A 26874-nucleotide genomic window follows, 5' to 3' on the forward strand; every position below is an offset into this window, starting at 1 on the left:
TGCCTGCCCACCACGCTCCGTCCGGGATGCGGACACGCTGTTGCGACGAAGCGATCAGCTGGCATACTTCTCGGCAGGTCATGAGTGACAGCGATTAGGCCCCGGCTCGCTGTCCGGCAACCCTCCGTCCGTGGCGGGGTGCCCCGGGTGAAGACCAGGCAGTGCACAGCAAGGTGCTCTGCAAGCGCGGACCCCTGCACACCCTGGGGTCCTGGTCCTCAAGGGAGCAGTCTCGTGAGCAAGCGAATGCGATAGGGCATCTCCGCCCCACCTCCGCACACCCTTTTTCCTTTCTGCCGCTCTGTCGAGCCATCGGCTCCGGCGCGGTCAATTCGCTTGTCTCTCACGGGAGTTCGCCATGTCTGTCTCCACCGCTGCCGCCGACCAGTCGCTTTGTACCCCCCTGCCGGTTCTGGGCCGGGATGTCACCGTTCCGCTCGTCACCGGGGGCGAGGTCAGCTACGCGGCCCTCGACTACGCGGCCAGCGCCCCGGCGCTCCAGCGGGTCTGGGACGACGTGGCGGCCTACGCGCCGTACTACGGCAGCGTGCACCGCGGCGCCGGGTACCTGTCGCAGCTGTCGACCGACCTCTTCGAGAACTCCCGCGTGACCGTCGCCGAGTTCCTCGGCTGCCGCGCGGACGACCAGGTGATCTTCACCCGGTCGACCACCGACTCGCTCAACCTGCTCGCCGCGGTCCTCCCCGCCGACTGCGAGGTCTTCGTCTTCGAGACCGAGCACCACGCCTCGCTCCTGCCGTGGCGGGACGCCCGGGTGACCTACCTGAACGCGCCGCGCACGCCCGGCGAGGCCGTCCAGACCCTGGAGCGCGCCCTCGCCGACCGCGACCCGTACGGCCCCGCCCTGGTGTGCGTCACGGGTGCCTCGAACGTCACCGGCGAGCTGTGGCCCGTCCGTGAACTCGCGGCCGCGGCCCACGCGCACGGCGCCCGCATCGTCCTCGACGCCGCGCAGCTCGCCCCGCACCACCCCGTCGACATCCAGGACCTCGACGTCGACTGGGTCGCCTTCTCCGGGCACAAGCTGTACGCGCCCTTCGGCTCCGGAGTCCTCGCGGGCCGCGCCGACTGGCTCCAGGGCTCCGAGCCCTACCTCGCCGGCGGCGGCGCCTCCCGCAAGGTCGCGCGGCGCGCCGACGGCGGTGTGGACGTCGAGTGGCACGACAGCGCCGCCCGCCACGAGGCCGGTTCGCCGAACGTCATCGGCGTGTACTCCATCGCCTCCGCCTGCAAGGCGCTCACCGAGGCGGGCTTCGACTCGCTCGTCGCCCGCGAGCAGTATCTGATCGGCAAGGTCCGCGACGGTCTCGCCGCCGTGCCCGAGGTGAAGGTGCTCTCGCTGTTCGGCGACGACGCCCCGCGCGTCGGCGTCATCTCGTTCGTCGTCGACGGCTGGAACAGCTCGCACTTCGCGGCCGCGCTCTCCGCCGAGTACGGCATCGGCGTGCGCGACGGCCTCTTCTGCGCCCACCCCCTCGTGCGCACCCTACTGGGCAGCGACCCGCAGTCGCAGGGGGAGTGCGGGGCGCCCGAGGCAGCGCCCGGCGAGAAGTCCCTCAACGCGATCCGCGTCAGCTTCGGCGCCGGCACCCCGGACGAGCACGTCGAGCGCTTCGTCCGCGCCGTCACCGAGCTGGTCCGCGACGGCGCTCGCTGGAACTACCGCACGGAGGACGGGCGTTGCGTCCCGGCGGTGTGATCCGCCGACCTCACCGGACATGACGAAGGCCGCCCCTCGGGGCGGCCTTCGGTCGTCGAGCGGGCCGGATCAGGAGTCGAGCCCGATCGCGAACGCCGCCTCCAGGTCGTGCTGCGAGTACGTGCGGAACGCGACGTGCGTGTCCGTCGCCTCCACGCCCGGGATCTTGCTGATCTTCCCGGGGATGACGTCCGCGAGGTCGTCGTGGCGCGCGACGCGCACCATGGCGATCAGGTCGTACGTACCGGTCACGGAGAAGACCTCGCTGACGCTGTCGAGGGCGGCGATCGACTCGGCGATCTCGGGGATCCGGTCCACGCTGGTCTTGATGAGCACGATCGCGGTGATCACGGCTGGCTGTCTCCCTCGGTGGCCGTGGCTGGGGCTGCTTTCACTTTAGCCCTCCTGTCCGTCGCCACCTTCCTCGCACAGAAGCGCTTCGCGTCCCCCTCTTCTCCCCCTGTAGCGCACCCACGCGTAGAGGAAGCCGACGGAGAACCCGACCAGGTGCGCCAGGTAGGCCACTCCCGGCCCCTGGCCGCTCTGCCGGGCCGCAGCCCACTGGAGCGTCACCCAGAACGGCAGCACCACCCACGCGGGAAACCGCAGCGGCAAGAAGAACAGGAACGGGAACAGGCTCGTCACGCGCGCCCGGGGGAAGAGATACAGGAACGCCCCGAGCACCGCGGAGATCGCCCCCGAGGCGCCCACCAGGGTCTGTTCCGAGCCCGCGTACGCGATGGCGTAGCCGAGCAGCGCCGCGCAGCCGGAGAGCACGTAGAAGAGCGCGAACTGGAGGTGGCCCATTCCCTCTTCGACCATCGCGCCGAAGACGTACAGGAAGAGCATGTTGCCCAGCAGATGCAGCCAGCTGCCGTGGACGAAGAGGGCCGTGACGGTGGTGAGCGCGGCGCGTGGGGAGCCGGTGAGCAGCTGGGCGGGGATCACGCCCCAGCGCTCGAAGTAGTCGCTCTGCGCCGCCAGCAGCCGGTCGCCCGTGCCGTAGACGGGGTTGAGCCCGGACGCCGGGGACAGCATGAACGCCACGCAGCACAGAGCGATCAGCCCGTACGTCACCGGTGCCGGGTGGTTCCTGACAGCCGCTCCGAACGTCCTGCCCGCCGTCGCACCCCGATTGTCGATCATGTAACAGATCATGACGTAACGGTGCACACCTGCCCAGACGGCCTGCCGGGATTCCCCACTGTGGACGCCCGCGCGGTGGGTACCCGCCAGGCCGTAGGGTTACGGGCACCACGCACCACGGAAAACGTACGACCCCGAAAGAAGGCGACAGTCCCGATGACGGTTCCCCTGCCGACCGCCGAGACCCGTTGGCGCTGCACTCTCTGCGGCAACCTCACGCGTTTCGACGTGACCCGTTCGTCGAAGGTCGTCGAATACGTGCACCTCGATCTCGCTGGTGACCCGAAGGTCGAGGAGCGCGAGGTGGTCAGTGAGACCATCGAGTCGGTCCGCTGCCGCTGGTGCAACGCCGTGGATCAGGTCGAACTCGTGGACAGGCCGGGTGCCGGCTCCTGAGAGGGAGCCCAGCCCCCGGAACATACTCACATTGGGGTGACGGATGGTGGAGAGCGCAGGCGGGGAGGCCGGGGACGGCGCCGCTGAGGTGCTCGACCGGCCGTTGCCCGAAGGTGTGCGGCGTCGGGTCGTGCAGATCGTCTCGGACGGCTTCGGCGGGCTGACGGTCGCCGAACTGCCGCCCCAGTTGCGGCAGTATGCGCGCTTCACCCCGACCCGGCGTGCCAAGTTCGCCGGCAATGCGATGGCCGCCGCCCTCGAGGGTGACACGATCTTCCGCCAGCGCATCGGCGAACGTCTCAGAGATGCTCAGCCGGAGCTCGCCGGCGCCCTGGACTCCGGGGCGCCGCCGCCCGCCGCCGACCCCCTCGACGTGGCCGCCGCGGCCTATGTGCTGCGGCCCACCGGCTGGGTGAAGCTCGTCGCGGCCGCCGGCGAGGAGGCCGTGCGGGCCGACGCCGAGCGCGCCGACGAGGAGGCGCGGGCCGAGCTGGAGCGGCTGCGCGCCGAGGTCGGGGCCGCCCGCGACCAGGCCAGGTCCGAGACCGAACGGCTGCGCACGGAGCTGGAGTCGGCGAAGAAAGAGGCCGAGTCCCTCCACCGCAAGCTGCGCAGTGCGCTCAGTGACGTCAAGCGCGGCGAGGCCGCCGTGCGCAAGATCCACGGCGAGACCGAGGCCGTACGGGCCGAGATGCAGGCACAGCTGTCCGCCGCCGACAGCGAGACGCGGCGGCTCAAGGCGCGGCTCGGCGAGACGGAGGCGGCGCTCGAGGCCTCCCGCAAGGCGGCGCGCGAGGGCCGCAGCATCGAGGACATGCGCGTACGGCTGCTGCTCGACACCGTCCTGGAGTCCGCGCAGGGGCTGCGCCGCGAGCTGGCGCTGCCGCCCGTGTCCGTGCGCCCCGCCGAGACCGTGGACGCGGTCGAGCCCGGGCGGATGTCGCCCAAGGACATCGCGGCCCGCGCCCTGTCCGAGCACGACCCCGCCATCCTCGACCAGCTGCTCGCCCTGCCGCAGGCCCATCTCGTGGTCGACGGCTACAACGTCACCAAGACCGGCTATCCGACGATGCCGCTGGAGAAGCAGCGGCTGAGGCTGCTCGGCTCGCTCTCCCAGCTCGCCGCGCAGACCGGCGCCGAGGTCACCTGCGTCTTCGACGGGGCCGAACTCGCCGCGCCCGTACTGCTCGCGCCGCCGCGCGGTGTGCGCGTGCTCTTCTCGAAGGCGGGTGTCACCGCCGACGAGCTGATCCGCCAGCTGGTGCGCGCCGAACCCTCCGGACGGCCCGTGGTGGTGGTCTCCACGGACCGGGAGGTGGCCGACGGGGTCGCCAAGTCGGGTGCGCGTCCCGTCGCCTCCGTGATGCTTCTCAAGCGTCTCTCGCACGGCTGACCGACCGCCGCGCAGGTTCCGACCCTTCGCCGCATTGGCAACGTAGGTCTCATACGTAACCTCTGGTCCTGATGCCCGAATTGGCGGATCGTTTACGCAACGTAGTGTCAAACGAGCATTACCGCACGTGAGTTGAGTGCAAAGAATGCGCTCGGTGACCGACTTTTTTCTCGTCAGGATTTGAACTGATCACAGGAAGGTCACTAAGGTCTGGCCTCGAACCTCCGCTCGGGTGATCGCTCATCGGGAGTGACGGCAGAGGGTCACCGCCCACCGGCGTGTCGGTAGGCGGCTGGAGGAAGAAGGAGCTCGCCTTCGTGGCGTCCCACCGTCGACCCAAGCAGCCGAGCCGCACCCGTGTGACCGTGCTCACCGCAACCGCCGCCGCAGCCGTGGCCCTCACGTCACAGGCCGCGCAGGCCGCGCCGAAGCCGAGCAAGAGCGAGGTCAAGGCCAAGGTCGACAAGCTCTACGAAGAGGCGGAGAGGGCCACCGACAAGTACAACGGGGCCAAGGAGAAGCAGAAGAAGCTCGAGAAGGAGATCGGCGACCTCCAGGACAAGGTCGCCCGCGGCCAGGAGGACCTCAACGAGCTGCGCACCGGCCTCGGTTCGATGGCCAGCGCCCAGTACCGCTCCGGCGGCATCGACCCCTCCGTCCAGCTCTTCCTCTCCGCCGACCCGGACGACTTCCTGGACAAGGCCTCCACGCTCGACCAGCTCAGCGGTCAGCAGGTCGAGGGCCTGAAGAAGATCCAGGAGAAGCAGCGTTCGCTGGCGCAGGAGCGCCAGGAGGCCGCCGACAAGCTCAAGGACCTCGCCGACACCCGCACGGAGCTCGGCAAGAAGAAGCAGCAGGTCCAGAGCAAGCTCAGCGCCGCGCAGAAGCTCCTCAACAGCCTCACCGCCGCCGAGCGTCAGAAGATGGCCGAGGAGGAGGCGCGCGCCAGCCGCTCCGCCGGCTCGCGCGTCGACCTGGGCAACGAGGTCCCCGCCTCGAAGCGCGGCGCCGCCGCCCTGAACGCCGCCGCCACCCAGCTCGGCAAGCCGTACGTCTCCGGCGGCACGGGCCCCAACTCCTACGACTGCTCCGGGCTCACCCAGTGGTCGTACGGACAGGCCGGTGTGGGCATAACCCGGACCACGTACACGCAGCAGAACGACGGCCCGAAGATCGGCATGAGCCAGCTCAAGCCCGGCGACCTGGTCTTCTTCAACAACCTCGCGCACGTGGCCCTGTACGCGGGCAACGGCCAGGTACTGCACGCCCCGCACCCCGGCGCCGTCGTGCGCTACGAGTCGATGAGCACCGTCGGCTCGTTCCAGTTCGGCGTCCGCATCTCCGGCTGAGAACCCCGTCCGGATCCGCCGGGCGAGCGCCCAGCGAAAACGCGCCCGTTCGGGCGAATTCCGGCATCACCCGCTGACCCCACGCCCCGCCCTTGACCTGCGTCATAGGCGGGGCGTCGCGGTTTCCGCCCGCACAGCGGACGTTGGCCGTGCCCGCCCCTCACGGCTACTGTCGCCGCGCATTCCCCTGACCGGGCTCTCCGGCCGGGGGTCGTTCGTCAGCGGAAGGGGGAGCGGCTACCCGTGGGGTCCCATCGCCGTCCCGCGCAGTCCGGCCTCGACCGGAGCGCGCGCGGCTCCACTGTGTACGTCCTGTCGGCCGTGGCGGCCACCGCCGCCGCCGGGCTCACCGCCGCCCCCGCGGGCGCCGCGCCGCAGGACCGCCCGTCCGGCACCCGGGCCGAGGTCGACCGCCTCCTCGAGCAGGCCGAGCAGGCCACCGAGGCGTTCAACAAGGCCGACGAGCGCGCCGACAAGCTCCGCGACGAACTGGGGGACCTCCAGGACAGCGTCGCCCGCGGGCAGGAGCGCATCAACACGATGCGCGGCGCCCTCGGTTCGCTCGCCGGCGCCCAGTACCGCTCGGGCGGCATCGACCCCGCCCTCGCCCTGCTCCTGTCGTCGGACCCCGACGGCTATCTCGACAAGGCGTTCGTCCTCAGCCGCGTCACCGCCCGCCAGGCCGGCGAACTCAGCGAACTGCAGCGGGCGCAGCGCGACCTGTCCCAGCAACGCGCCGAGGCCACCCGCAAGCTCGTCGACCTGGAGCGCTCCCGCAAGGACGTCGCCCGCCACAAGCGGACCGTCGAGGGCAAGCTGGCCAAGGCCCGGCGCCTGCTCGACTCCCTGCCCGCCTCGCAGCGTGAGGCCTACGAGCGCGCCTCGCGCGGCGGCGAACGCGACGGCGTCCCCGACCTGTCGGGCGCGGGCGTCCCGTCGTCCGGCCGGGCCGCCGCGGCGGTCGCCGCCGCGATGTCCGCCGTCGGCAAGCCGTACGTGTGGGGCGCCAACGGGCCCTCCGGGTTCGACTGTTCGGGCCTCATGCAGTGGTCGTACGCGCGCGCGGGCGTGGGCCTGCCGCGCACCTCGCAGGCCCAGCGGTACGCGGGACGGCAGGTCCCCCTCTCCGAGGCGCGGCCCGGAGACCTCGTCGCCTACCGCTCGGACGCCAGCCATATCGGGATGTACGTGGGCAACGGCCAGGTCATCCACGCCCCCTATCCCGGCGCGCCCGTGCGGTACGACCCGGTGGGCATGATGCCCGTGTCGTCCGTGACGCGGGTCTGAGCGGTCGAGGCCGGCGGGGCCCGGCGCGGGGGCGCCGTACGATCGGGAGGATGTCTGGTCGAGGGCGTGGTGCGGGTGGAGCGGGGGCATGCGTCGCCGTGCTGTCCGTGGCCGCCCTGCTCGCCGGGCTCGTCGGCTGCGGCGGGGGACCGGCGCAGGACACGGTCCGGGGCGATGTGCAGCACACGCTCGACCGCAGGGCCGACGCCGTCCTCGTCCGGGATCCGGCCGCGTACCGCGCCACCGGCAGCGCGGACGCCGCGGTTCTGACGAACCTCGCCGACGTCCCGCTGTCCTCCTGGACGTACCGGCTCACGCGCCTGGACCGCTCGGGCAGCCACGCCACCGCCGACGCGGAACTGCGCTACCGGATCGAGGGCTACGACAGCGCGCCCGTCGTCTCCGCGCGCTCCCTCGAGCTCGAGCTGCGCGAAGGACGCTGGTACGTGACCTCCGACCGGCCCGCCCCGAAGGCCGGCGAGCAGCTCTGGGAACAGGGCAGGGTCGTCGTCGAGAAGGGCGCGCACAGTCTCGTCCTCGGCGTCGGCAGGTCCCACGGCGCGCTGCGCGACTACGCGGACCTCGCCGACGAGGCCGTGCCCGCCGTGAGCGACGCCTGGGGGACCGGCTGGGCCCGGCGGGTCGTCGTGCTCGTCCCGAAGTCCCTGGACGGCATGGGCGCGCTGCTCGGGACCCCCGCCGCCGGATACCGGGGCATCGCCGCGGTGACCACCGGCGAGGCGGGCGCGCCGGGGCGGACGCCGGCCGACCGGATCATCGTGAATCCCGACGCCTACGGGGTGCTCGGCTCCTTCGGCAAGCAGGTCGTCCTCACGCACGAGACGACCCATGTCGCCAGCCGCGCGGCGACGTCGGGGGCCACTCCGCTGTGGCTGTCCGAGGGGTACGCGGACTGGGTCGGCTACCGCGGCACCGGGCGCTCCGCGGGGCAGGCCGCGCCGGAACTGGAGCGCGCGGTGCGGCTCGGCCGGCTGCCGGCCGAGCTCCCCACCGACCCCGACTTCGGGTTCACCGGCGACGCGGGGCGGCTCGCGCAGGCGTACGAGGGCGGGTGGCTGGCCTGCCGGATGATCGCGGACCGCTGGGGCGAGGCGAAGCTGAACGACTTCTACCGCGCGGTGGGGAAGCACAAGCGGCGGACCGGGGCGGTCGAGGAGGCGATGGCGAGCGTGCTCGGGACGACGGAGGAGAAGTTCACGGCACAGTGGCGGGATTATCTGCGGGCCCAGCTCGGCTGACCGGCCGGCGCGGTCATGACGTGAGCAGGGTCTCGTCGCGGGCCGTTTGGGGAGGCGGCGCCTGTTCGAGCGTCCGCGGCACCGCGGCCGTCTGCCGCCACAGGCGCCGGGCGGCGGTGAGGGAGGCGGCGACCAGCAGGCCGTTGCGCACGAGGATCAGGGCGAGGCCGAGTCCGTCGCCGTACACGACGTGTCCGAACCCGAGCGGGAACTCCAGGAACGTCACGAGGGACGCCGCCAGGACCAGGCAGGCGGGCGGCGTCATCCGGCTCGCGGAGAACAGCGTCGACACCGCGGCCAGGCCGGTCAGCCACAGCATGTACTGAGGGCTGATCACCCGGCTCGTCGTCGTGAACAGCAGCACCGCCACGAACGCCGCGTCCGCGAGCGTGCCCGGCGCCCAGGCCCGCGCCCGCAGCCGCCACATCAGGAGCCAGCCGAACGCGAGCAGCGTCAGCCCCTGCGCGACCGTGCTGACGACGTCCACGTAGGGGCCGAGGAACTCCATCGAGCCGTAGTTCAGCCCGACCGAGCCCGGCCAGCCGAACTGCCGGGCCACGTGGAACACCAGCGCGCCGAGCGACTCCACCTCCGTGCCGCGGTCGCGCTGGGAGGCGACGAAGTCGAGCGCGCCCGGCATCGCCGCCGCGAGGGCGACGACCAGGGCGCCGGCGGTGAGGGCCGCGCTGCCCCAGGAGACCCGCGTGACGCGCCCGCGGCGGGTCCCGAGCAGCAGGAGCACGGGCCACACCTTCAGCAGCGCGCCGAGCCCCGTGAGCACCCCCATGAGGCGCGGATGCCGGGCCCCGGCCAGCAGCGCCGCCACCGCGACCGCGGTGACCATGACGTCGTAGCGGGCATATGCGGTCGGACCGAGCAGCGGCACGCCCGCCACCCACACCCACGCCCCGCGCCACGACCGGCCGGGCCGCCCGCCCGCGTACGCGAGGAGTCCGAAGGTGATCGCGTCGGCGACGAGGGCGAGCACGAAGAACGCGGTGGCGTAGGACAGGAACGGCAGGAGGCCGGGGGAGAGGATCGCGCCCGCGGCGGCGGGCGGGTACTGCCAGGTGACGTCGTCCAGCGGGAACGTGCCCGTGCGCAGGACCCCGTACCAGTTGCGGTAGATGACGGAGACGTCGACCGTCACGTCCGGCCCCGGGACCGTGATCACCTTCAGGACGCACAGGAGGAGCAGCGCCCGGGTCGCGGCCCACACCAGCACCGCGCGGACCGGGGTTCTCGGCATCATTCGGGCCATGATGCCCGGCAGAACTGTGCAGGGGCCATGAAGCACGGCCCACCGGCGCGTTAGGTACTGTCGGCGACGATGCACAAGACCCTGATCGTGACCAACGACTTCCCGCCCAGGCCCGGTGGCATCCAGGCCTTCCTGCACAACATGGCGCTCCGCCTGGACCCCGAGCAGCTCGTCGTCTACGCCTCCACCTGGAAGCGCACCCGCGAGGGCGTCGAGGCGACCGCGGCCTTCGACGCCGAGCAGCCCTTCACCGTCGTCCGTGACCGTACGACGATGCTGCTGCCCACGCCCCGCGTCACCCGGCGCGCGGTGGGCCTGCTCCGGGAGCACGGCTGTACGTCGGTGTGGTTCGGCGCGGCCGCCCCGCTCGGTCTGATGGCACCGGCGCTGCGCAAGGCCGGCGCCCGGCGCCTGGTGGCCACCACACACGGGCACGAGGCCGGCTGGGCGCAACTGCCCGCGTCCCGCCAACTCCTGCGCCGCATCGGTGAGTCGACGGACACGATCACGTATCTCGGCGAGTACACGCGGTCGCGGATCGCCGCCGCGCTGACGCCCGCCGCGGCGGGGCGGATGGTGCAGCTGCCGCCGGGCGTGGACGAGAAGACGTTCCACCCCGGCTCCGGCGGCGACCTGGTGCGGGCGCGGCTCGGACTGACGGACCGGCCCGTCGTCGTGTGCGTCTCGCGGCTCGTGCCGCGCAAGGGTCAGGACACGCTGATCCTCGCGATGCCGCGGATCCTCGCGGCCGTCCCGGACGCGGTACTGCTCGTCGTGGGCGGCGGCCCGTACGAGAAGGAACTGCGCAAGCTCGCGGCGGAGACGGGTGTCAGCGACTCGGTGCGCTTCACGGGGGCCGTGCCGTGGTCGGAGCTGCCCGCGCACTACGGGGCGGGCGACGTGTTCGCCATGCCGTGCCGGACCCGGCGCGGCGGCCTCGACGTCGAGGGCCTCGGCATCGTCTACCTGGAGGCGTCGGCGACGGGCCTGCCGGTCGTGGCGGGCGACTCCGGCGGGGCGCCGGACGCGGTGCTCGACGGGGAGACGGGCTGGGTCGTCAGGGGAGGTTCGGCGGAGGAGTCCGCGGACCGGATCGTGGCGCTGCTCGGCGACGCGGAGTTGCGGCGGCGCATGGGGGAGCGGGGGCGCGAGTGGGTCGAGGAGCGGTGGCGGTGGGATCTGCTGGCGGAGAAGCTGCGCGGACTGCTGTGACGCCGAACGCCGGACGGGCTGGATGATCCATCCAGCCCGTCCGGCGTTCGAGGGCAAGGGACGCGGGGGCTCGGCCCCCGCGGAGCTCAGCCCCGGTAAAGCGCCTCGATCTCGTCCGCGTAGTCCTTCGCCACGACGTTTCGCTTCAGTTTGAGGGACGGCGTCAGGTGACCCGACTCCTCCGTGAACTGGGTCGGCAGGATGCGGAACTTGCGGACCGACTCCGCCTTGGAGACCGCCGCGTTGCCGTCGTCCACGGCCGTCTGGATCGCCGCGAGGAGATCCGCGTCGTCCCGCAGCGACACCGCCGTCGCGTCGGCCGGCTTGCCGTGCTCGGCGGCCCAGCGGCCGAGGAACTCGTCGTCGACCGTGACGAGCGCGCCGACGAAGGGGCGCCCGTCGCCGACGACCATGCACTCGGCGACCAGGGCGTGCGCACGGATGCGGTCCTCGATGACGGCCGGGGCGACGTTCTTGCCGCCCGCCGTCACGATGATCTCCTTCTTGCGGCCGGTGATCCGGAGGTAGCCGTCCTCGTCGAGCGTGCCGATGTCGCCGGTGTGGAACCAGCCGTCGGCCAGCGCCTCCTCGGTCGCGGCCTCGTTGTTCCAGTAGCCCGAGAACAGGTGCTCGCCGTGCAGCAGCACCTCGCCGTCGTCGGCGATCCGGACCACGGAACCGGGCAGCGGCTGGCCGACCGTGCCGATCTTCTGCCGGTCCCACGGGTTGAAGGCGGTGGCGGCGCAGGACTCGGTCAGGCCGTAGCCCTCCAGGACCGTGAAGCCGATGCCGCGGAAGAAGTGGCCGAGGCGCTCGCCGAGCGGGGCGCCGCCGGAGATCGCGTACTCGCCGCGCCCGCCGAGGACGGCGCGCAGCTTCGAGTAGACGAGCTTGTCGAACGTCTTGTACTTCACCTTCAGGGCGAGCGACGGGCCCTTCGGCGTGTCCAGCGCGCGGCTGTACTCGATGGCCGTGTCGGCCGCCTTGTCGAAGATCTTGCCCTTGCCGTCGGCCTGCGCCTTGGCACGCGCCGAGTTGTAGACCTTCTCGAAGACGCGCGGCACACCCAGGATCAACGTCGGCCGGAACGCGGCCAGTTCATCGGTGAGGTGCTTGATGTCGGGGGCGTGGCCCAGCTTGATCGGGGCCATCAGCGAGGCGACCTCGACCAGGCGGCCGAAGACGTGCGCGACGGGCAGGAAGAGCAGCACCGAGCACTCGCCCGTACGGAACAGGGGCTTGAGGCGCTCGACCACGTTCCCGCACTCGGCGAAGAAGCTGCGGTGCGTGAGGACACAGCCCTTGGGGCGGCCCGTGGTGCCCGAGGTGTAGACGATCGTCGCCGCGTCGTCGGCCTTCGCGACCGCGCTGCGCTCGTCGACGGTCACGTCGGAGACATCGGCGCCCGCGCGGTCCAGCTCCCGGACACCGCCGGCGTCGATCTGCCAGACGTGGCCGAGGCCGGGGAGGCCGTCGCGCACGGACTCGACGGTGGCCGCGTGCGCGGCGCTCTCGACCACGCAGGCCACGGCGCCGGAGTCGCCGAGGATCCACTGGATCTGCTCGGCGGAGCTGGTCTCGTACACCGGGACGGTGATCGCTCCGGCGCTCCAGATCGCGAAGTCGAGGAGCGTCCACTCGTAACGGGTACGGGACATCAGGCCGACCCGGTCGCCCGGCAGCACGCCGGAGGCGATCAGGCCCTTGGCGGCGGATCGCACCTCCGCGAGGAAGGTGGTGGCCGTGACGTCCTGCCAGGTGCCGTTCACCTTGCGGGCGATGACGGCGACGTCGGGGTGCTGCGCGGCGTTTCTGCGGACGATGTCGGTCAGATTGCCGTCCGCAGGGACCTCGTACAGGGCCGGAAGGCTGAACTCGCGCAAGACTGCTGCTCCTCATAGGGCACCGGCGCCACGGCATGGTGTGAGTCGACGATGCGGTCCAAGATCGGGCAGGTGCTCAGCTGCTGAAGCAGTGGTAGCCCCAGTGGTTGAAATGCTGAGCACTACTGGACTGCCCGGACGTTACCCACCGGTACTGCTTTTCCGGTAGGGGGTCCTGGCCAGATGTTCGCTGCGTCACACGCCGTGTAACTGCTCCGCCGACCCTAGTCCACGAAATCGGCCAATAGGAAGTAACCGCAGGTCCGGCCCCCTCTACCCACGATTCCCACACAGTTCTAGGGTGATCGCATGCGCGTACATGTGGTCAGCGATGTGCACGGAAACTCCACAGACCTCGCCCGGGCGGGAGACGGGGCGGACGCTCTCGTCTGCCTCGGTGACCTGGTGCTCTTCCTCGACTACGCAGATCATGCGCGCGGCATCTTCCCCGATCTGTTCGGTGTGGAGAACGCGCACCGCATCGTCGAGCTGCGCACCGCCCGCCGCTTCGAGGAGGCACGCGTGTTCGGAGCCGGGCTCTGGGCCGGGATCGATCGCGGGACCGCCATCGAGACGGCGGTCCGCAGGCAGTACGCCGAGCTCTTCGCGGCGTTCCCCACGCCGACGTACGCCACCTACGGCAACGTCGACATCCCGCACCTGTGGTCCGAGTACGCCGGACCAGGCACGACCGTCCTCGACGGCGAGCGCGTCGAGATCGGCGGGCTCGTCTTCGGCTTCGTCGGCGGCGGACTGCGCAGCGCCATGCGCACCCCGTACGAGATCAGCGACGAGGAGTACGCCGCCAAGCTCGACGCCGTCGGGGAGGTCGACGTGCTGTGCACCCACATCCCGCCGGACGTCCCCGAACTCGTCTACGACACCGTCGCCCGCCGCTTCGAGCGCGGCAGCCGCGCCCTCCTGGAGGCGATCCGGCGCACCCGCCCCCGGTACTCCCTGTTCGGCCATGTTCACCAGCCGCTCACCCGCCGTATGCGGATCGGGGCGACGGAGTGCGTCAATGTCGGCCACTTCGCCGGTTCGGGCAGGCCCTGGGCCCTGGAGTGGTGACCGGGCCGCCGCCGGTGCGCGGTAGCCTTCACGCGATACACACCACCCCTCAGCGGACCGCATCTGGAGGAGCCACCGCGATGGCGGAACACACCAGCTCGAGCATCACGATCGAGGCGGCACCGGCCGATGTCATGGGGGTGATCGCCGACTTCGCCCGCTACCCCGACTGGACGGGAGAGGTGAAGGAGGCCGAGGTCCTCGCCGAGGACGGCGCGGGCCGCGCCGAGCAGGTGCGACTCGTCATGGACGCCGGAGCGATCAAGGACGACCAGACCCTGGCCTACACCTGGACCGGGGACAACGAGGTCTCCTGGACCCTGGTCAAGTCCCAGATGTTGCGCTCCCTCGACGGCACGTACCTCCTCAAGCCGGCCGGCACGGGCACCGAGGTCACCTACCGCCTCACGGTCGACGTCAAGATCCCCATGCTCGGCATGATCAAGCGCAAGGCCGAGAAGGTCATCATCGACCGCGCCCTCGCAGGCCTGAAGAAGCGCGTGGAGACGAAGTAGCCTCCAGCACTCGCGTCCGGCGGCCCGCCGTCTTTGTCCGGCGGCCTGCCGGGGGTGACCTGCGCCCCAGGTAGCCTCACACTCCATGCGCACCGTTCTGGTAACCGGCCCCGGCGGCTCCGGCCGGACCACCGCCGCCGCGGCCACGGCCCTGACCGCCGCGCGCCGCGGAGCCCGCACTCTCGTGCTCTCGGCGGACCCCACGGACACCCTCGGCGCCGCCCTCGCGACCCCCACGGGCGCGGCGCCGACCTCCGTCGAACCCGGTCTCACCGCGATACGTCTCGCCCCGGCGGACCGCTTCCGCGAGGACCTCGCCGGCCTCCAGGAAAAGGCCGCGTCCGCCCTCGACCTCCTGGGGGCCACCCGGCTCGACGCCGAGGAGCTCACCCCGCTGCCCGGCAGCCACGAACTCGCCCTGCTCCGCGCACTGCGCGACAGCGCCCACGGTCCCTACGACCTCGTCGTCGTCGACCTCCCCCCGGCGCCGCAGGCCCTCGCCCTGCTCGCCCTGCCGGAACAGCTGCGCCGCTATCTGCGCCGGCTGCTCCCCCCGGAACGGCAGGCCGCCCGCGCCCTGCGCCCCCTCCTCGGCCGCCTCGCCGGCGTCCCCATGCCCGCGGAGTGGCTGTACGAGACGGCGGACCGCTGGGACACCGCGCTCGCCGCCGTCCAGGCCGTGATCGAGGACCCGCACACGACCGTGCGCCTCGTCGCCGAGCCCACGCCCGCCGCGGCCGACGCCCTGATCACCACGACCACCGGCCTCGCCCTGCACGGCCTGCGCGCCGACGCGCTGCTCGCCTCCCGCCTGCTCCCCGACGGCTCCACCGACCCGTGGCTCACCGACGCGGCCGCCCGCCAGCGCAAGGTCGTCGCCGCCTGGCAGGGCACGTACGACGTGCATGAGCTGCCGCATCTGGGCCGTGACCCGCGCGGCGCCGACGACCTGGCAGCGCTCGGCGCCCCGCCGGTCCCGCCCGCGCCGCCCGCCATCGCCTGGCCCGTCGAGGACCGCATCGCCGACGAGGGCGTCCTCGTGTGGCACCTGCCGCTGCCCGGCGCCGTCCGGGAGGACCTCGGTCTGGTGCGGCGCGGCGACGAACTCGTCGTCACCGCCGGACCGCTCCGCCGCATCGTCACCCTGCCGTCGGCGCTGCGCCGCTGCACCGTCGCCGGCGCCGGCCTGCGCGACGGCGTCCTGCGCATCCGGTTCACTCCCGACCCCGGCCTGTGGCCGCGGGGACGGTGAACCGACTACCGCCGTTCGGGTAACGTCGAAGGTACGCACCCACCTGGTACGCACCCACTCGCATACGTTCTCGCAGGAGTCAGCCGTCATGAGCGACGCCACCGAGCAGCCCGCACCCGACGCCGACGCCGACGCCTGGGAGAAGGCGTGCGCCGAGGACCTCGCTGAGGAGAAGGCCCGCCGCCGTGCCCAGCACGGGCCCCCGCCCGGCTCGGCCGCCGAGGAGCTGCGCAAGCTCGTCGACGCCGTCGCCGAGAAGCTGTCGGGACTCCAGACGCCCCTTCTCGGAGCGGTCGCCCAGGGCACCGCGCAGCAGGTCGTCAACGAGGTCGTCAAGCAGGCGAAGGCGGCCGTCGAGCCGGTCGTCGAACGCAACCCCGAGGTCTTCGACCACCTCGCCGCCGCCGGCAACGAACTGCTCGCCGCCTACCGCTCCGCCGTGGAGCGCCAGGAGCAGCGCTGGACCCAGCGCTCATCGGGCTCGTCGGGCACGCAGGCCGGACGGGCCGCCGGGGACGGCACGGACCCCCGTGACGAGGGCCCCGAGGGGCCTTCAAAAGGTGAACACATCGACCTCGACTGAGAGCCGCTCGGGTACGGTGGGCCGTAGCGGGGCTCGACCGAACTGAGGGATTCATGGGACTCACCATCGGCGTCGACATCGGCGGCACAAAGATCGCGGCCGGCGTGGTCGACGAGGAAGGCAACATCCTCTCGACGTTCAAGGTGCCGACTCCCAGCACGTCCGAGGCCATCGTTGACGCGATCGCCTCGGCCGTCGAGGGCGCACGGGCAGGACACGAGATCGTCGGCGTGGGCATCGGCGCCGCCGGCTACGTCAACCGCCAGCGCTCCACGGTCTACTTCGCGCCCAACATCGACTGGCGCCAGGAGCCGCTAAAGGAAGAGGTCGAGAAGCGGGTCGGCCTGCCGGTCGTCGTCGAGAACGACGCGAACGCGGCGGCCTGGGGTGAATACAAGTTCGGCGCCGGCAAGGGCCACCGGAACGTCATCTGCATCACGCTCGGCACCGGCCTCGGCGGCGGCATCATCATCGGCAACAAGCTGCGCCGCGGCCACTTCGGCGTGGCCGCCGAGTTCGGCCACATCCGGATGGTCCCGGACGGTCTGCTGTGCGGCTGCGGCAGCCAGGGCTGCTGGGAGCAGTACGCCTCCGGCCGCGCGCTCGTCCGCTACGCCAAGCAGCGCGCCAACGCGACCCCGGAGCACGCGGAGTTCCTGCTCTCCCTGGGCGACGGAACCCCGGACGGCATCGAGGGCAAGCACATCTCCATGGCCGCCCGCCAGGGTGACGCCGTGGCCGTCGACTCGTACCGCGAGCTTGCCCGCTGGGCCGGCGCGGGCCTCGCCGACCTGGCCTCGCTGTTCGACCCGTCCGCGTTCATCGTCGGCGGTGGACTCTCGGACGAGGGCGAGCTCGTCCTCGACCCGATCCGCAAGTCCTACAAGCGCTGGCTGGTCGGCGGCAACTGGCGCCCCGTGGCGGACGTCATCGCGGCCCAGCTCGGCAACAAGGCGGGCATGGTCGGGGCGGCGGACCTGGCGCGGGAGCCCGACCCGATCATGTGACACCGGCTGCTTCAGCCACCGGACGCCCGCCGTTTTCCCGGAGAAACGGCGGGCGTTCGTCGTATCTTGATCGTCATGGTCACCGGATCACTCCCCAACTCCCGCACCGAACCCGACGGTTCGGCCGTCGTCCGGGTGCTCAGCTACAACATCCGCTCGATGCGCGACGACACCGCCGCGCTCGCCCGGGTCATCGCGGCCTGCGCCCCCGACCTGGTCCTGATCCAGGAGGCGCCCCGCTTCTTCCGCTGGCGCAAGAAGCTCGCCCGGCTCGCGGCCGCCGCGGACCTGGTGATCCTCTCGGGCGGCGCGAGTGCGGCCGGCCCGGCGCTGCTCTGCTCGCTGCGCGCCACCGTCGAACGCACCGAGGACGTCCTGCTGCCCCTCACCCCCGGTCTGCACCGGCGCGGCTTCGCGACCGCCGTAGTCCGCTTCGGCGGCGCCAGGATCGGCGTACTGAGCTGCCATCTGAGCCTGCAGAAGGACGAGCGGTACGCGCAGGGCGGGATGCTCCTCGACCGGCTCGCGGCGCTCGGTGTCGAGCACGCCGTCGCGGGCGGTGACCTGAACGAACGCCCCGGTGGCCGCACGTTCCGTCGTCTTGCCGGGGCTCTGCAGGACGGCTGGGCCACAAAGCCGTGGCTCGGGGAGTACACCTCGACGCCGTCCGACCCGCATCAGCGCATCGACGCGATCCTCGCGACACAGGGCGTCGAGGTCCTCGGCTGCGGGGTCCCGGTGGGCATGCCGGGGGTGCGCGAGGACGACCTGAGGGCGGCCACGGACCATCTGCCGGTCCTGGCCGCCCTCAGGGTTCCCGCCGCCCGGGGCTGACGCGGGTCAGACGACCGCGCCGCGCCCCGGATCGTCGTCGTCATCGTCGCCCTGCATACGCATCACGAGCGTGCCGAAGCCGCCGAGGAAGCCACCGACGCAGACCGTCGTGAGCCACCACGTCATCTGCCAGCCGAGCAGCACCGCCAGCAGCATCAGGACCGGGCCGCCGATCACGGCGAGCCAGGCGAACTTGGCGGTGACGTCCGCCTCGGGCAGCGGCGGGGGCTCCGGGGGCACGAAGTGGCCCTCTTCGTCGGCGTCGCTGTCCGACGGCTGGGACGGCGCGTAGTCGCGGGGGCCGCCGACGCCGGGTGCGAAGGAGACAGAGGAGCCGAGCGGCGTCGCGGGCCTGCCGGTGCCCGGCTCCGAGTCGTTCGTCCCCGAGTCGTTCGTCTCCGAACCGTTCGTCTCGGAGCCGTCCGTGTCCAGGTCGGGCAGGGCCAGGTCTTCGATCGGCTTGAACGGCCTGGCGCCCGGCGGGTCCGGCGGCTCCGTGCCGTACCCGGCGACGATGGCGGCCCAGACGGCGTCCTCGTCCATGGGCTCGCCGGCGTCCCCGGCAGCCGCCGCTGCTTCCGCGGGGGGCTGCTGTTCCTTGCCGAGCTGCGCCGGACCGGGCAGCGCCGTGCCCGACGCCGCCGTCTCGGCGGACGCGTCCTCCGGCTCGCGGCTCTCGTCGCCGGCGGGTTCACGTCGGTCCTGCTCAGCCACCGGTGGCCGTCCCTTCCTTACCGACACTGGGCGCGAGCCGGCCGATGAACGCAAAGCTCTCGTCGAAGATCCGGTCCGCATCATGGTCCAACGTCGCGACGTGGTAGCTCTGTTCCAGCAGGATCTCCTCGACGTCCGTGGACGAGATCCTGCTGAGGATGCGCGCCGAGTCGACGGGCGGCACGACATGGTCCTGGGTGCTGTGCAGGACCACCACCGGCTGTGTCACCTGCGGAAGTTCACCGTCGACGATGCGGAAGAAGTTCCGCAGGGAGTGCGCGGCGTGCAGCGGCACCCGGTCGTACCCGATCTCCGTCGAGCCCTCCTTCGCGATGTCGCTGGCGATGCCCTTCGTCGTGCGCACGAGGTGCCGGGCCACCGGGAGGGCGTGCGCGGCGAGGCCGTGCACCTTGTTCCCCGGGTTCACCAGGACCAGGCCCGCCACCTCGTCCCCGTGTTTGGCCGCGAGCCGCAGCGCGAGGGCGGCGCCCATCGACAGACCGAAGACGAAGACCTGGGAGCACCGGTCCCGCAGCTCGCGCAGGGCGCGGTCCACCTCCGCGTACCAGTCCTGCCAGCCGGTGACCTGCATGTCCTCCCAGCGCGTGCCATGACCGGGCAGCAGGGGGAGCGAGACGGTGAGGCCGCGCTCGGCGAGGTACTCCGCCCAGGGGCGCAGCGACTGCGGGGAACCGGTGAAACCGTGACAGAGGAGGACGCCGACCTCTCCGCCCTCGTGGCGGTACGGCTCGGCTCCAGGAATGACCGGCACCTTCGGTCTCCTGTTCGTGAGAGGGGGATCGCCCGGGACTGCGGGGCGTACTTCACCGTACGCGACCGCGCTGACACCGACCAGGGTCGTCGGGCCCCCGGCCTGCGGCGCGGGTTAAGGTCTGATCCACGCACAAGGGAAGGCAGTGGGTTGATCTACGGCGCAATGAAGGTGGCCATCGGAGGGCCGCTGAAGCTCGGCTTCAGGCCCTGGGTGGAGGGCCTCGAGAACATTCCCGCCGAGGGTCCCGCCATCCTGGCCAGCAACCATCTGTCCTTCTCGGACTCCTTCTTCCTGCCGGCGGTGCTCGACCGCAAGGTCACCTTCATCGCGAAGGCCGAGTACTTCACGACACCCGGTGTGAAGGGCAAGCTCACGGCCGCGTTCTTCAAGGGCGTCGGCCAGCTCCCCGTGGACCGCTCCGGTTCGCGCGGCGCGGGAGAGGCCGCCATCAAGAGCGGCATCGAGGTCCTGGAGCGAGGCGAGCTGTTCGGTATCTACCCGGAGGGCACCCGCTCGCCCGACGGCCGCCTGTACCGAGGCAAGCCCGGCGGCCTCGCGCGCGTGGCGCTCGCCACCGGCGCGCCCGTCATCCCGGTCGCGATGATCGACACCGAGAAGATCCAGCCCCCCGGCAAGGTCCTGCCGAAGCTGATGCGTCCCGGCATCCGCATCGGCAAGCCCCTCGACTTCGGGCGCTACCAGGGCATGGAGCACGACCGGTTCGTGCTGCGGGCCCTGACCGACGAGGTCATGTACGAGATCATGAAGCTCTCCGGCCAGGAGTACGTCGACATGTACGCGACCGCCGCCAAGCGGCAGATCGCGGACGCGGCGAAGGCCGAGGCCAAGGCCGAGAAGGAGGCCAGGGCCGAGAGGGAGGCCAGGGCCACGAAGGCAGCCGAGGAGAACAAGGGCGGCGGTACGGAACGGCCGGCCTCCTAGCCGCGTCGTCGTTCTGAGAGCGGTCGATCCGGGAGCAGCGGTTCGGGGGGTGGGTGCGTGGCCAGGCGCGAACGCGTCATGACGATGTCCGTCGAGCAGCCGCTGTGGCGCGCGCTGACGGCGTACCGGCTGCTGACGATGCTGTACGCGATCGGCCTGTTCGTCACGGCGCAGGACAGGTTCGACCGCCCCTGGGTGGCGATCGGCTACTTCGTGGTCCTGGTCGTGTGGACCCTGGCCACGCTGCCGCGCGTCGCGAACGCCGCGAGCTGCACCAAGCGCTTCCTCACCGCCGACCTGATCGTCGCGCTCGCCGGCATCCTGCTCACGCCGGTCGCCGTCGAGCACAGCCGGATCGTGGAGGGCGGTCCGACCCTGCCGTCGATCTGGACGGCCGGCGCGGTCCTCGCGTACGCGGTCAAGGGCGGCTGGCGGTGGGCGGCGTTCGCCTCGCTGCTCGTCGGCGTCGCGAACGTGGTGCAGCGCGGCGCCTTCAGCCGCGACACCCTCCACAACGTCCTGCTCGTGTGCATCGCGTCGATCGCCATCGGCTACGTCGTCGAGGTGGCCCGCGCCTCCGAGCGCACCCTCGCCCGGGCCCTGGAGATCGAGGCGGCCACCCGCGAGCGGGAGCGGCTCGCTCGCGACATCCACGACGGAGTGCTCCAGGTCCTCGCCATGGTGCAGCGCCGCGGCACCGCCATGGGCGGCGAGGCCGCCGAGCTCGGCAGGATGGCCGGCGAGCAGGAGGTGGCCCTGCGGACCCTGGTCGCCGGCGGTCTCGTGCCCGCCTCGCGCGCCTGCGAGGACGCCTCGCAGGGCGCGCTCGTACGGGCGGTGGAGGAGCCGGACGAGCTGCCCGACCCCTCGGCGCCCACCGATCTGAGGTTGCTGCTCGCGCCGCACGCCGGGGCGCGGGTGAGCTTCGCCGAGCCGGGCGCCCCGGTGTTCCTCGCGCCGGTCGCGGCGAAGGAGCTCGCGGCGGCTGTCGGCGCGGCCCTGGACAATGTGCGCAGGCACGCGGGGACGGACGCCCGGGCCTGGATTCTCGTCGAGGACGAGCCCGACGCGGTGATCGTGACGGTGCGGGACGACGGACCCGGCATCCCGGAAGGGCGTCTCGCGCAGGCCGAGGGGGAGGGGCGGCTCGGTGTCGCCCAGTCCATCCGCGGTCGGCTGCGGGACATCGGCGGCACCGCCGAGCTGCTCTCGGTCCCGGGACAGGGCACCGAGGTCGAACTGAGAGTTCCGAAGGTTTCACGGGGGAAGGCGGGATCGGGAAGATGACCGGGCAGCAGCAGGAAGGCGCCGTCGCGGGCGCGATCAGGGTCATGGTGGTCGACGACCATCCGATGTGGCGCGACGCCGTCGCGAGGGACCTCGCCGAGGCGGGCTTCGACGTGGTGGCCACTGCGGGCGACGGCGAGCAGGCGGTGCGCCGGGCCGGCGCCGCCGCGCCCGACGTCCTCGTACTCGACCTGAACCTGCCGAAGAAGCCCGGCGTCCAGGTCTGCAAGGAACTCGTGGGCGCCAACCCCGCGCTGCGCGTCCTCGTCCTGTCGGCGAGCGGGGAACACGCCGATGTCCTGGAGGCGGTGAAGTCCGGCGCCACCGGCTATCTGCTGAAGTCGGCGTCCACCGAGGAGCTGACCGACGCGGTGCGCCGCACGGCGGCAGGCGACCCCGTCTTCACCCCGGGGCTCGCGGGCCTCGTCCTCGGCGAGTACCGCCGCCTGGCCTCCGAGCCCGCGCCCGCCGCGGGCGCCGGCGAGCCCAAGGCCCCGCAGCTCACCGAGCGCGAGACCGAGGTCCTGCGCCTGGTCGCCAAGGGTCTGAGCTACAAGCAGATCGCCGAGCGGCTCGTCATCTCGCATCGCACCGTGCAGAACCATGTGCAGAACACCCTGGGCAAGCTCCAGCTGCACAACCGCGTCGAGCTGGTCCGATACGCCATCGAGCGCGGCCTCGACGAGGCGTGAGCGCCCCCGCGGTCTCCTGAAGGATCACCACACAAAGGTCAACTCCCGCACTCTTGAGTGGAATTCACCCTTCACGTGCTGCCGAAGTGACATGGATCACTATTAGCGTGACCCGTGTCAGCTCACAGTGCTGTGGCGAAGGGACATTTCCATGCGGGTCGGAGTACTGACCGGAGGCGGCGACTGCCCCGGACTCAACGCCGTCATCCGGGGCATCGTCCGCAAGGGCGTGCAGGAGTACGGCTATGACTTCGTAGGCTTCCGGGACGGCTGGCGCGGGCCGGTCGAAGGCGACACCGTAAGGCTCGACATCCCGGCCGTCCGCGGCATCCTGCCCCGCGGCGGCACCATCCTCGGCTCCTCGCGCACCAACCCCCTCAAGGTCGAGAACGGCATCCGCCGCATCAAGGAGACCCTCGCCAAGGAGGAGGTCGAGGCACTCATCGCGATCGGCGGCGAGGACACCCTCGGCGTCGCCGCGCGCCTCACCGACGAGTACGGCGTGCCCGTCGTCGGCGTGCCGAAGACCATCGACAACGACCTGTCCGCCACCGACTACACCTTCGGCTTCGACACCGCCGTCGGCATCGCGACCGAGGCCATCGACCGGCTGCACACCACCGCCGAGTCCCATATGCGGGTCCTGGTCTGTGAGGTCATGGGCCGCCACGCGGGCTGGATCGCGCTCCACTCCGGCCTCGCGGGCGGCGCCAACGTCATCCTCATCCCCGAGCAGCGCTTCGACGTCGATCAGGTCTGCGCCTGGGTGACCTCCCGCTTCAAGGCCTCGTACGCCCCGATCGTCGTCGTCGCCGAGGGCGCCATGCCCAAGGACGGGGAGATGGTCCTCAAGGACGGGACGCTCGACTCCTTCGGGCACGTCCGCCTCTCCGGAGTCGGCGAATGGCTGGCCAAGGAGGTCGAGCGGCGCACCGGCAAGGAGGCGAGGACCACGGTCCTCGGCCACATCCAGCGCGGGGGCACCCCCAGCGCCTTCGACCGCTGGCTCGCCACCCGCTTCGGGCTGCACGCCATCGAGGCCGTGCGCGACCGCGACTTCGGGAAGATGGTCGCGCTGCGCGGCACGGACATCGTCCGGGTGCCGATCGCGGAGGCGACCGCCCGGCTGAAGACCGTCGATCCGGCGCTGTACGAGGAGGTCGGGGTCTTCTTCGGCTGAGGAGCGAGGCTGGGGTCGACGCCCGGAGTGACGCCCGGAGTGACACCCGGAGTGACACCGGGGGTGGGCGGGGCGAGGTCCTCCCACTCCCGGGTGTCGTCGGTTTGCCCGGCCCGTATATTCGCCATGACAGGCACACACGACGCGATACGGAAGAAACGGGAGCAGTCGTGGAGATCCTCGCATTCGGCGTGCAGTCCGACGAGAAGCCCCTCATGGAGAAGGCGTTCGAGGGGCATCACGAGGTCCGCTGCGTGGGCGTCTTCCTCGACGAGGACACGGCCCCCATCGCGGCCGGCTACGAGATCATCTCCACCAGCGTCAACGCCACCCTCAACAACCGTGTCCTGCAGACCCTCGCCGCCGGCGGCACGCAGATGATCGCCCAGCGTTCCACGGGCTTCAACAACATCGACCTGGAGGTCGCCGAGCGCCTCGGCCTGACCGTCGCCCGCGTCTCGTACTACTCGCCGTACTCCGTCGCCGAGTTCGCCTGGACCCTCGCGATGGCCGTCAACCGCCGTGTCGTCCGCGCCTCCAACCGCACTCGCGACTTCGACTTCAGGCTCGACGGGCTGATGGGCCGCGACCTGCGCGGCCGCACGGTCGGTGTCCTCGGCACCGGCAAGATCGGCGAGGCGTTCACCCGGATCGCCCACGGCTTCGGCATGAACCTCCTCGGCTGGGACATCGCCGAGAACCCCGCCTGCGTCGAACTCGGCATGAAGTACGTCGACAAGGAGCGCCTCTTCGCCGATGCCGACCTGGTCAGCCTGCACGTACCCCTGCTCCCCGCCACCGAGCGCCTCGTCGACAGTGCCGCCCTGCGCACCATGAAGGACGACGCGATCCTGGTGAACTCCAGCCGCGGCGGCCTCATCGACACCGAGGCGCTCGTCTCCGAGCTGCGCGAGGGCCGCTTCACGGGCGTCGGCCTCGACGTGTACGAGGCCGAGGCCGGGCTCTTCTTCCTCGACAAGTCGCTCGACGTCGTCGAGGACGACACCCTGGCCCGCCTCGTCACCTTCCCGAACGTCCTGGTCACGTCGCACCAGGCGTACTACACCGTGGACGCGGTGAACCAGATCATCGAGACCACGGTGGCCAACGTCCTCGACTACCGGGCGGGCCGGCGCTCCGAGAACGTCCTCGTGCCCTCCGCGCCCAAGAGCTGAGCCAGCAGCTCCCGCACGACGTCGGCCCCGCGCAGCGACAGCACCGACTCCGGGTGGAACTGAACGCCGGCGAAGCCCGGCCCGCGCAGAGCGTGCACCTCGCCGCTCGCCGCGTCCCGGCTCACCTCGACGCCGTGCGCGGCCAGCTCCACCGCCGCGTCGTCGTCGCAGCGCGCCACGAAGCTGTTGTAGAACCCGACGGTCTCGTTCCGTCCGAACAGATCGACGTCCGTCTGCGCGCCCTGGTACGGCACCTCCTTGCGGACGATCTCCAGGCCGAGCTCGGCGGCGATCAGCTCGTGGCCGAGGCACACGCCGAGCACGCCGTGCCGGTGATCACGCAGCACCTCGGCGGTCAGCGCGCGCAGGAAACGCATCTTCGGGTCCGCCTCCTCGGAGGGGTTGCCCGGTCCGGGGCCCAGGACGACGGGGCCCTCGTGGGCGAGCACGGCCTCCCGCAGCCCCGGCTCGTCGTAGCGCCGCACGGAGACCGCGAGCCCCGACGACCGCAGCAGATGCGCCAGCATCGCCGTGAACGTGTCCTCGGCGTCCACCACCAGCGCGTGCCCCTCCAGAGCCGCCGCCTTCTCCTGCATCCGCAGCCAGAACGGCGCCAGCGCCGCCCGCCGCCCGTCGAGCGCCGCCTGCACCCGCGGATCGTCGGCGAGCGCGGGCCGCACGCCCTCGCCGCGCGGCCGCCCGGGCCGCACCCCCAGCGCGGCAAGGACCCCGGCCGCCTTCGCGTGCGTCTCCTGGACCTCGCTCGCCGGGTCGGATCCGCGCACCAGCGTCGCCCCGACCGGCACCCGCAGCCTGCCGCCCGCGTCGATGTCGGCCGTACGGATCAGGATCGGCGAGTCCAGGGTCTGCGCCCCGCCCGCGTCCCGCCCGACCAGCGCAAGCGCCCCCGCGTAGTAGCCGCGCCCGCCGACCTCGTGTCGCTCGATGACCCGGCACGCGTTCTGCACCGGCGACCCCGTGACGGTCGCCGCGAACATCGTCTCCTTCAGCACGTCGCGCACATCCAGCGAGGACCGGCCCCTCAACTCGTACTCCGTGTGCGCGAGATGGGCCATCTCCTTCAGGCGCGGGCCGATCACGACCCCGCCCATGTCGCCGACGGTGCACATCATCTTGAGCTCCTCGTCGACGACCATCGACAGCTCCTCGATCTCCTTCCCGTCGGCGAGGAAGTCCAGCAGGTGTTCGGGCGTCGGGCCTCCGGCCGGGTAGCGGTAGGTCCCGCTGATCGGGTTCATCACGACCGTGCCGCCGCTCATCCGCACATGCACCTCGGGGCTCGCCCCGACCAGCGTCCGCCCGCCCGTCGCCCGCCCCCGCCCGTCCGGGGAAGTCCCTTCGGTCCCCTGCTCGTCTCCGGTGTGCACGACGAACGTCCAGTACGCGCCGCGCTCCCCGGCGAGCAGCCGCCGGAACAGCGCGAGCGCGTCCGCCCGCCCGAACCCCCGGATCTCACCCTCGTACGTCCGCCGGATCACGAAGTTGGCGCCCTCGCCCTGCCCGATCTCCTCGCGCAGGACCCGTTCCACGATGTCCGCGTACTCGGCGTCGTCCACGTCGAAGCCGCCGTCCGACACGCGGACGTCATGGGCCGGGAGCTGCGCAAGGACGTCGGCCAGCGGGAGCTCGTACGTCTCCTCGGGGGTGAGCACCGCGAGCGGGGTGCCGTCGTCGCGGACGTCGAAGCCGCGCTCCCTGATCTGCCGGAAGGGCACGAGGGCGAGGCCCTCGGGGATGTCGGCGAGTCGCTCGTACGTGGTCACCGGGCCGACCAGGAGTTCCACGGTGTCGGGGTCGTGGCCCGGCGCGCGGCGGCGGAGCAGGGCGAAGGGTCGGTCGTCGTGCAGCAGCTCGGACAGGTCCATGGCAGGTGATTCCTCTTCCAGACTCCGGTGACGGAGAGGAACGGCCAGGTCCCGG

Annotated in this window: 25 protein-coding genes and 1 riboswitch; of the genes, 18 read left to right on the top strand and 7 right to left on the bottom strand. The window is 71.8% G+C overall.

The genetic code is table 11. The features are described from left to right. Window positions 1–76 precede the first annotated feature (76 nt). Window positions 77–193, top strand: a riboswitch (SAM riboswitch). A gap of 165 nt (window positions 194–358) precedes the next feature. Further along, window positions 359–1720, top strand: coding sequence for an aminotransferase class V-fold PLP-dependent enzyme (locus ACZ67T_RS05665; RefSeq protein WP_469981712.1), 1362 nt, complete (start codon window positions 359–361; stop codon window positions 1718–1720). Window positions 1721–1789: 69 nt separating this feature from the next. On the opposite strand, the gene ACZ67T_RS05670 is transcribed toward ACZ67T_RS05665, so the two are convergent. Both ACZ67T_RS05670 and ACZ67T_RS05675 read right to left on the bottom strand, forming a co-directional pair. Next, window positions 1790–2071 (bottom strand): Lrp/AsnC family transcriptional regulator, encoded by a 282-nt coding sequence (locus ACZ67T_RS05670; RefSeq protein ID WP_100592167.1) that lies wholly within the window; start codon window positions 2069–2071, stop codon window positions 1790–1792. 45 nt (window positions 2072–2116) lie between these two features. Further along, a complete protein-coding gene (locus ACZ67T_RS05675) occupies window positions 2117–2866 on the bottom strand; it encodes a rhomboid family intramembrane serine protease (protein ID WP_469981713.1) in 750 nt (249 codons plus the stop codon). Window positions 2867–3022: 156 nt separating this feature from the next. On the opposite strand from ACZ67T_RS05675, the gene ACZ67T_RS05680 reads away from it, so the two are divergent. The 5 genes from ACZ67T_RS05680 (at window position 3023) to ACZ67T_RS05700 (ending at window position 8550) form a co-directional block, all read left to right on the top strand. Further along, window positions 3023–3262 carry a hypothetical protein gene (locus tag ACZ67T_RS05680; protein WP_100592168.1) on the top strand — a complete coding sequence of 80 codons (240 nt, stop codon included), beginning with the start codon at window positions 3023–3025 and terminating at the stop codon, window positions 3260–3262. A gap of 43 nt (window positions 3263–3305) precedes the next feature. Continuing rightward, the gene (locus ACZ67T_RS05685; protein ID WP_469981714.1) at window positions 3306–4655 is read left to right on the top strand and encodes an NYN domain-containing protein; all 1350 of its coding nucleotides are present in this window, start codon (window positions 3306–3308) and stop codon (window positions 4653–4655) included. Between the two features lie 317 nt (window positions 4656–4972). Then, window positions 4973–6004 carry a C40 family peptidase gene (locus ACZ67T_RS05690; RefSeq protein WP_469981715.1) on the top strand — a complete coding sequence of 344 codons (1032 nt, stop codon included), beginning with the start codon at window positions 4973–4975 and terminating at the stop codon, window positions 6002–6004. A 243-nt stretch (window positions 6005–6247) separates the two neighbouring features. After that, on the top strand, window positions 6248–7291 hold the full coding sequence (locus tag ACZ67T_RS05695) for a C40 family peptidase (protein ID WP_469981716.1): 1044 nt from the start codon (window positions 6248–6250) through the stop codon (window positions 7289–7291). A gap of 50 nt (window positions 7292–7341) precedes the next feature. After that, window positions 7342–8550, top strand: coding sequence for a hypothetical protein (locus ACZ67T_RS05700; protein ID WP_469981717.1), 1209 nt, complete (start codon window positions 7342–7344; stop codon window positions 8548–8550). 13 nt (window positions 8551–8563) lie between these two features. Here ACZ67T_RS05700 and ACZ67T_RS05705 read toward each other — a convergent pair whose 3' ends face one another. Then, window positions 8564–9802, bottom strand: coding sequence for a glycosyltransferase 87 family protein (locus tag ACZ67T_RS05705; protein ID WP_469981718.1), 1239 nt, complete (start codon window positions 9800–9802; stop codon window positions 8564–8566). Window positions 9803–9880: 78 nt separating this feature from the next. Between ACZ67T_RS05705 and ACZ67T_RS05710 the strand changes: the two genes are divergently transcribed. After that, on the top strand, window positions 9881–11023 hold the full coding sequence (locus tag ACZ67T_RS05710; RefSeq protein ID WP_469981719.1) for a glycosyltransferase family 4 protein: 1143 nt from the start codon (window positions 9881–9883) through the stop codon (window positions 11021–11023). 86 nt (window positions 11024–11109) lie between these two features. Here ACZ67T_RS05710 and ACZ67T_RS05715 read toward each other — a convergent pair whose 3' ends face one another. Further along, on the bottom strand, window positions 11110–12906 hold the full coding sequence (locus ACZ67T_RS05715) for an AMP-dependent synthetase/ligase (RefSeq protein WP_469981720.1): 1797 nt from the start codon (window positions 12904–12906) through the stop codon (window positions 11110–11112). A 309-nt stretch (window positions 12907–13215) separates the two neighbouring features. Between ACZ67T_RS05715 and ACZ67T_RS05720 the strand changes: the two genes are divergently transcribed. The 6 genes from ACZ67T_RS05720 to ACZ67T_RS05745 all read left to right on the top strand — a co-directional run bounded on the left by ACZ67T_RS05720 (window position 13216) and on the right by ACZ67T_RS05745 (window position 18168). After that, window positions 13216–13977 (top strand): metallophosphoesterase family protein, encoded by a 762-nt coding sequence (locus ACZ67T_RS05720; RefSeq protein ID WP_469981721.1) that lies wholly within the window; start codon window positions 13216–13218, stop codon window positions 13975–13977. 80 nt (window positions 13978–14057) lie between these two features. Further along, window positions 14058–14492 (top strand): SRPBCC family protein, encoded by a 435-nt coding sequence (locus ACZ67T_RS05725; RefSeq protein ID WP_469981722.1) that lies wholly within the window; start codon window positions 14058–14060, stop codon window positions 14490–14492. A gap of 85 nt (window positions 14493–14577) precedes the next feature. After that, window positions 14578–15744 carry an ArsA family ATPase gene (locus tag ACZ67T_RS05730; RefSeq protein WP_469981723.1) on the top strand — a complete coding sequence of 389 codons (1167 nt, stop codon included), beginning with the start codon at window positions 14578–14580 and terminating at the stop codon, window positions 15742–15744. An 88-nt stretch (window positions 15745–15832) separates the two neighbouring features. Continuing rightward, window positions 15833–16327 carry a DUF5304 domain-containing protein gene (locus tag ACZ67T_RS05735; protein WP_469981724.1) on the top strand — a complete coding sequence of 165 codons (495 nt, stop codon included), beginning with the start codon at window positions 15833–15835 and terminating at the stop codon, window positions 16325–16327. Window positions 16328–16380: 53 nt separating this feature from the next. Further along, window positions 16381–17334, top strand: a complete 954-nt coding sequence (locus ACZ67T_RS05740; protein ID WP_453773548.1) for an ROK family glucokinase — start codon at window positions 16381–16383, stop codon at window positions 17332–17334. Between the two features lie 75 nt (window positions 17335–17409). Continuing rightward, window positions 17410–18168, top strand: coding sequence for an endonuclease/exonuclease/phosphatase family protein (locus tag ACZ67T_RS05745; protein WP_469981725.1), 759 nt, complete (start codon window positions 17410–17412; stop codon window positions 18166–18168). A 6-nt stretch (window positions 18169–18174) separates the two neighbouring features. Here ACZ67T_RS05745 and ACZ67T_RS05750 read toward each other — a convergent pair whose 3' ends face one another. Both ACZ67T_RS05750 and ACZ67T_RS05755 read right to left on the bottom strand, forming a co-directional pair. Next, window positions 18175–18882, bottom strand: coding sequence for a hypothetical protein (locus ACZ67T_RS05750; RefSeq protein ID WP_469981726.1), 708 nt, complete (start codon window positions 18880–18882; stop codon window positions 18175–18177). Continuing rightward, a complete protein-coding gene (locus tag ACZ67T_RS05755; RefSeq protein ID WP_469981727.1) occupies window positions 18875–19654 on the bottom strand; it encodes an alpha/beta hydrolase in 780 nt (259 codons plus the stop codon). Before ACZ67T_RS05755 ends, ACZ67T_RS05750 begins: the two co-directional genes overlap by 8 nt. A gap of 153 nt (window positions 19655–19807) precedes the next feature. Here ACZ67T_RS05755 and ACZ67T_RS05760 point away from each other — a divergent pair, with 153 nt between their 5' ends. The 5 genes from ACZ67T_RS05760 to ACZ67T_RS05780 all read left to right on the top strand — a co-directional run bounded on the left by ACZ67T_RS05760 (window position 19808) and on the right by ACZ67T_RS05780 (window position 24933). After that, a complete protein-coding gene (locus tag ACZ67T_RS05760) occupies window positions 19808–20599 on the top strand; it encodes a lysophospholipid acyltransferase family protein (protein ID WP_469982268.1) in 792 nt (263 codons plus the stop codon). 57 nt (window positions 20600–20656) lie between these two features. Further along, the gene (gene macS / locus ACZ67T_RS05765; RefSeq protein ID WP_469981728.1) at window positions 20657–21886 is read left to right on the top strand and encodes a MacS family sensor histidine kinase; all 1230 of its coding nucleotides are present in this window, start codon (window positions 20657–20659) and stop codon (window positions 21884–21886) included. Further along, window positions 21883–22578, top strand: a complete 696-nt coding sequence (locus ACZ67T_RS05770; RefSeq protein ID WP_469981729.1) for a response regulator — start codon at window positions 21883–21885, stop codon at window positions 22576–22578. Before macS ends, ACZ67T_RS05770 begins: the two co-directional genes overlap by 4 nt. Before the next feature lie 151 nt (window positions 22579–22729). Continuing rightward, on the top strand, window positions 22730–23758 hold the full coding sequence (locus ACZ67T_RS05775) for a 6-phosphofructokinase (RefSeq protein ID WP_469981730.1): 1029 nt from the start codon (window positions 22730–22732) through the stop codon (window positions 23756–23758). Between the two features lie 170 nt (window positions 23759–23928). Continuing rightward, the gene (locus ACZ67T_RS05780; RefSeq protein ID WP_469981731.1) at window positions 23929–24933 is read left to right on the top strand and encodes a 2-hydroxyacid dehydrogenase; all 1005 of its coding nucleotides are present in this window, start codon (window positions 23929–23931) and stop codon (window positions 24931–24933) included. On the opposite strand, the gene ACZ67T_RS05785 is transcribed toward ACZ67T_RS05780, so the two are convergent. After that, entirely contained in the window at window positions 24876–26819 is a 1944-nt protein-coding gene (locus tag ACZ67T_RS05785; protein WP_469981732.1) for an anthranilate synthase family protein, read from the bottom strand. The two genes, ACZ67T_RS05780 and ACZ67T_RS05785, sit on opposite strands and share 58 nt — an antisense overlap. Between the last annotated feature and the right edge of the window lie 55 nt (window positions 26820–26874).

Source organism: Streptomyces sp. NPDC107517 (assembly GCF_055582645.1).

Excerpts from the sequence above, each read along its gene's own strand:
- ACZ67T_RS05725 (WP_469981722.1), top strand. The coding sequence starts at position 14,058 with ATGGCGGAACACACCAGCTCGAGCATCACGATCGAGGCGGCACCGGCC.
- ACZ67T_RS05720 (WP_469981721.1), top strand. The coding sequence starts at position 13,216 with ATGCGCGTACATGTGGTCAGCGATGTGCACGGAAACTCCACAGACCTC.
- ACZ67T_RS05735 (WP_469981724.1), top strand. The coding sequence starts at position 15,833 with ATGAGCGACGCCACCGAGCAGCCCGCACCCGACGCCGACGCCGACGCC.
- ACZ67T_RS05775 (WP_469981730.1), top strand. The coding sequence starts at position 22,730 with ATGCGGGTCGGAGTACTGACCGGAGGCGGCGACTGCCCCGGACTCAAC.
- ACZ67T_RS05745 (WP_469981725.1), top strand. The coding sequence starts at position 17,410 with ATGGTCACCGGATCACTCCCCAACTCCCGCACCGAACCCGACGGTTCG.
- ACZ67T_RS05730 (WP_469981723.1), top strand. The coding sequence starts at position 14,578 with ATGCGCACCGTTCTGGTAACCGGCCCCGGCGGCTCCGGCCGGACCACC.
- ACZ67T_RS05685 (WP_469981714.1), top strand. The coding sequence starts at position 3,306 with ATGGTGGAGAGCGCAGGCGGGGAGGCCGGGGACGGCGCCGCTGAGGTG.
- ACZ67T_RS05675 (WP_469981713.1), bottom strand. The coding sequence starts at position 2,866 with ATGATCGACAATCGGGGTGCGACGGCGGGCAGGACGTTCGGAGCGGCT.
- ACZ67T_RS05700 (WP_469981717.1), top strand. The coding sequence starts at position 7,342 with ATGTCTGGTCGAGGGCGTGGTGCGGGTGGAGCGGGGGCATGCGTCGCC.
- ACZ67T_RS05705 (WP_469981718.1), bottom strand. The coding sequence starts at position 9,802 with ATGATGCCGAGAACCCCGGTCCGCGCGGTGCTGGTGTGGGCCGCGACC.
- ACZ67T_RS05770 (WP_469981729.1), top strand. The coding sequence starts at position 21,883 with ATGACCGGGCAGCAGCAGGAAGGCGCCGTCGCGGGCGCGATCAGGGTC.
- ACZ67T_RS05710 (WP_469981719.1), top strand. The coding sequence starts at position 9,881 with ATGCACAAGACCCTGATCGTGACCAACGACTTCCCGCCCAGGCCCGGT.
- ACZ67T_RS05740 (WP_453773548.1), top strand. The coding sequence starts at position 16,381 with ATGGGACTCACCATCGGCGTCGACATCGGCGGCACAAAGATCGCGGCC.
- ACZ67T_RS05665 (WP_469981712.1), top strand. The coding sequence starts at position 359 with ATGTCTGTCTCCACCGCTGCCGCCGACCAGTCGCTTTGTACCCCCCTG.
- ACZ67T_RS05785 (WP_469981732.1), bottom strand. The coding sequence starts at position 26,819 with ATGGACCTGTCCGAGCTGCTGCACGACGACCGACCCTTCGCCCTGCTC.
- ACZ67T_RS05680 (WP_100592168.1), top strand. The coding sequence starts at position 3,023 with ATGACGGTTCCCCTGCCGACCGCCGAGACCCGTTGGCGCTGCACTCTC.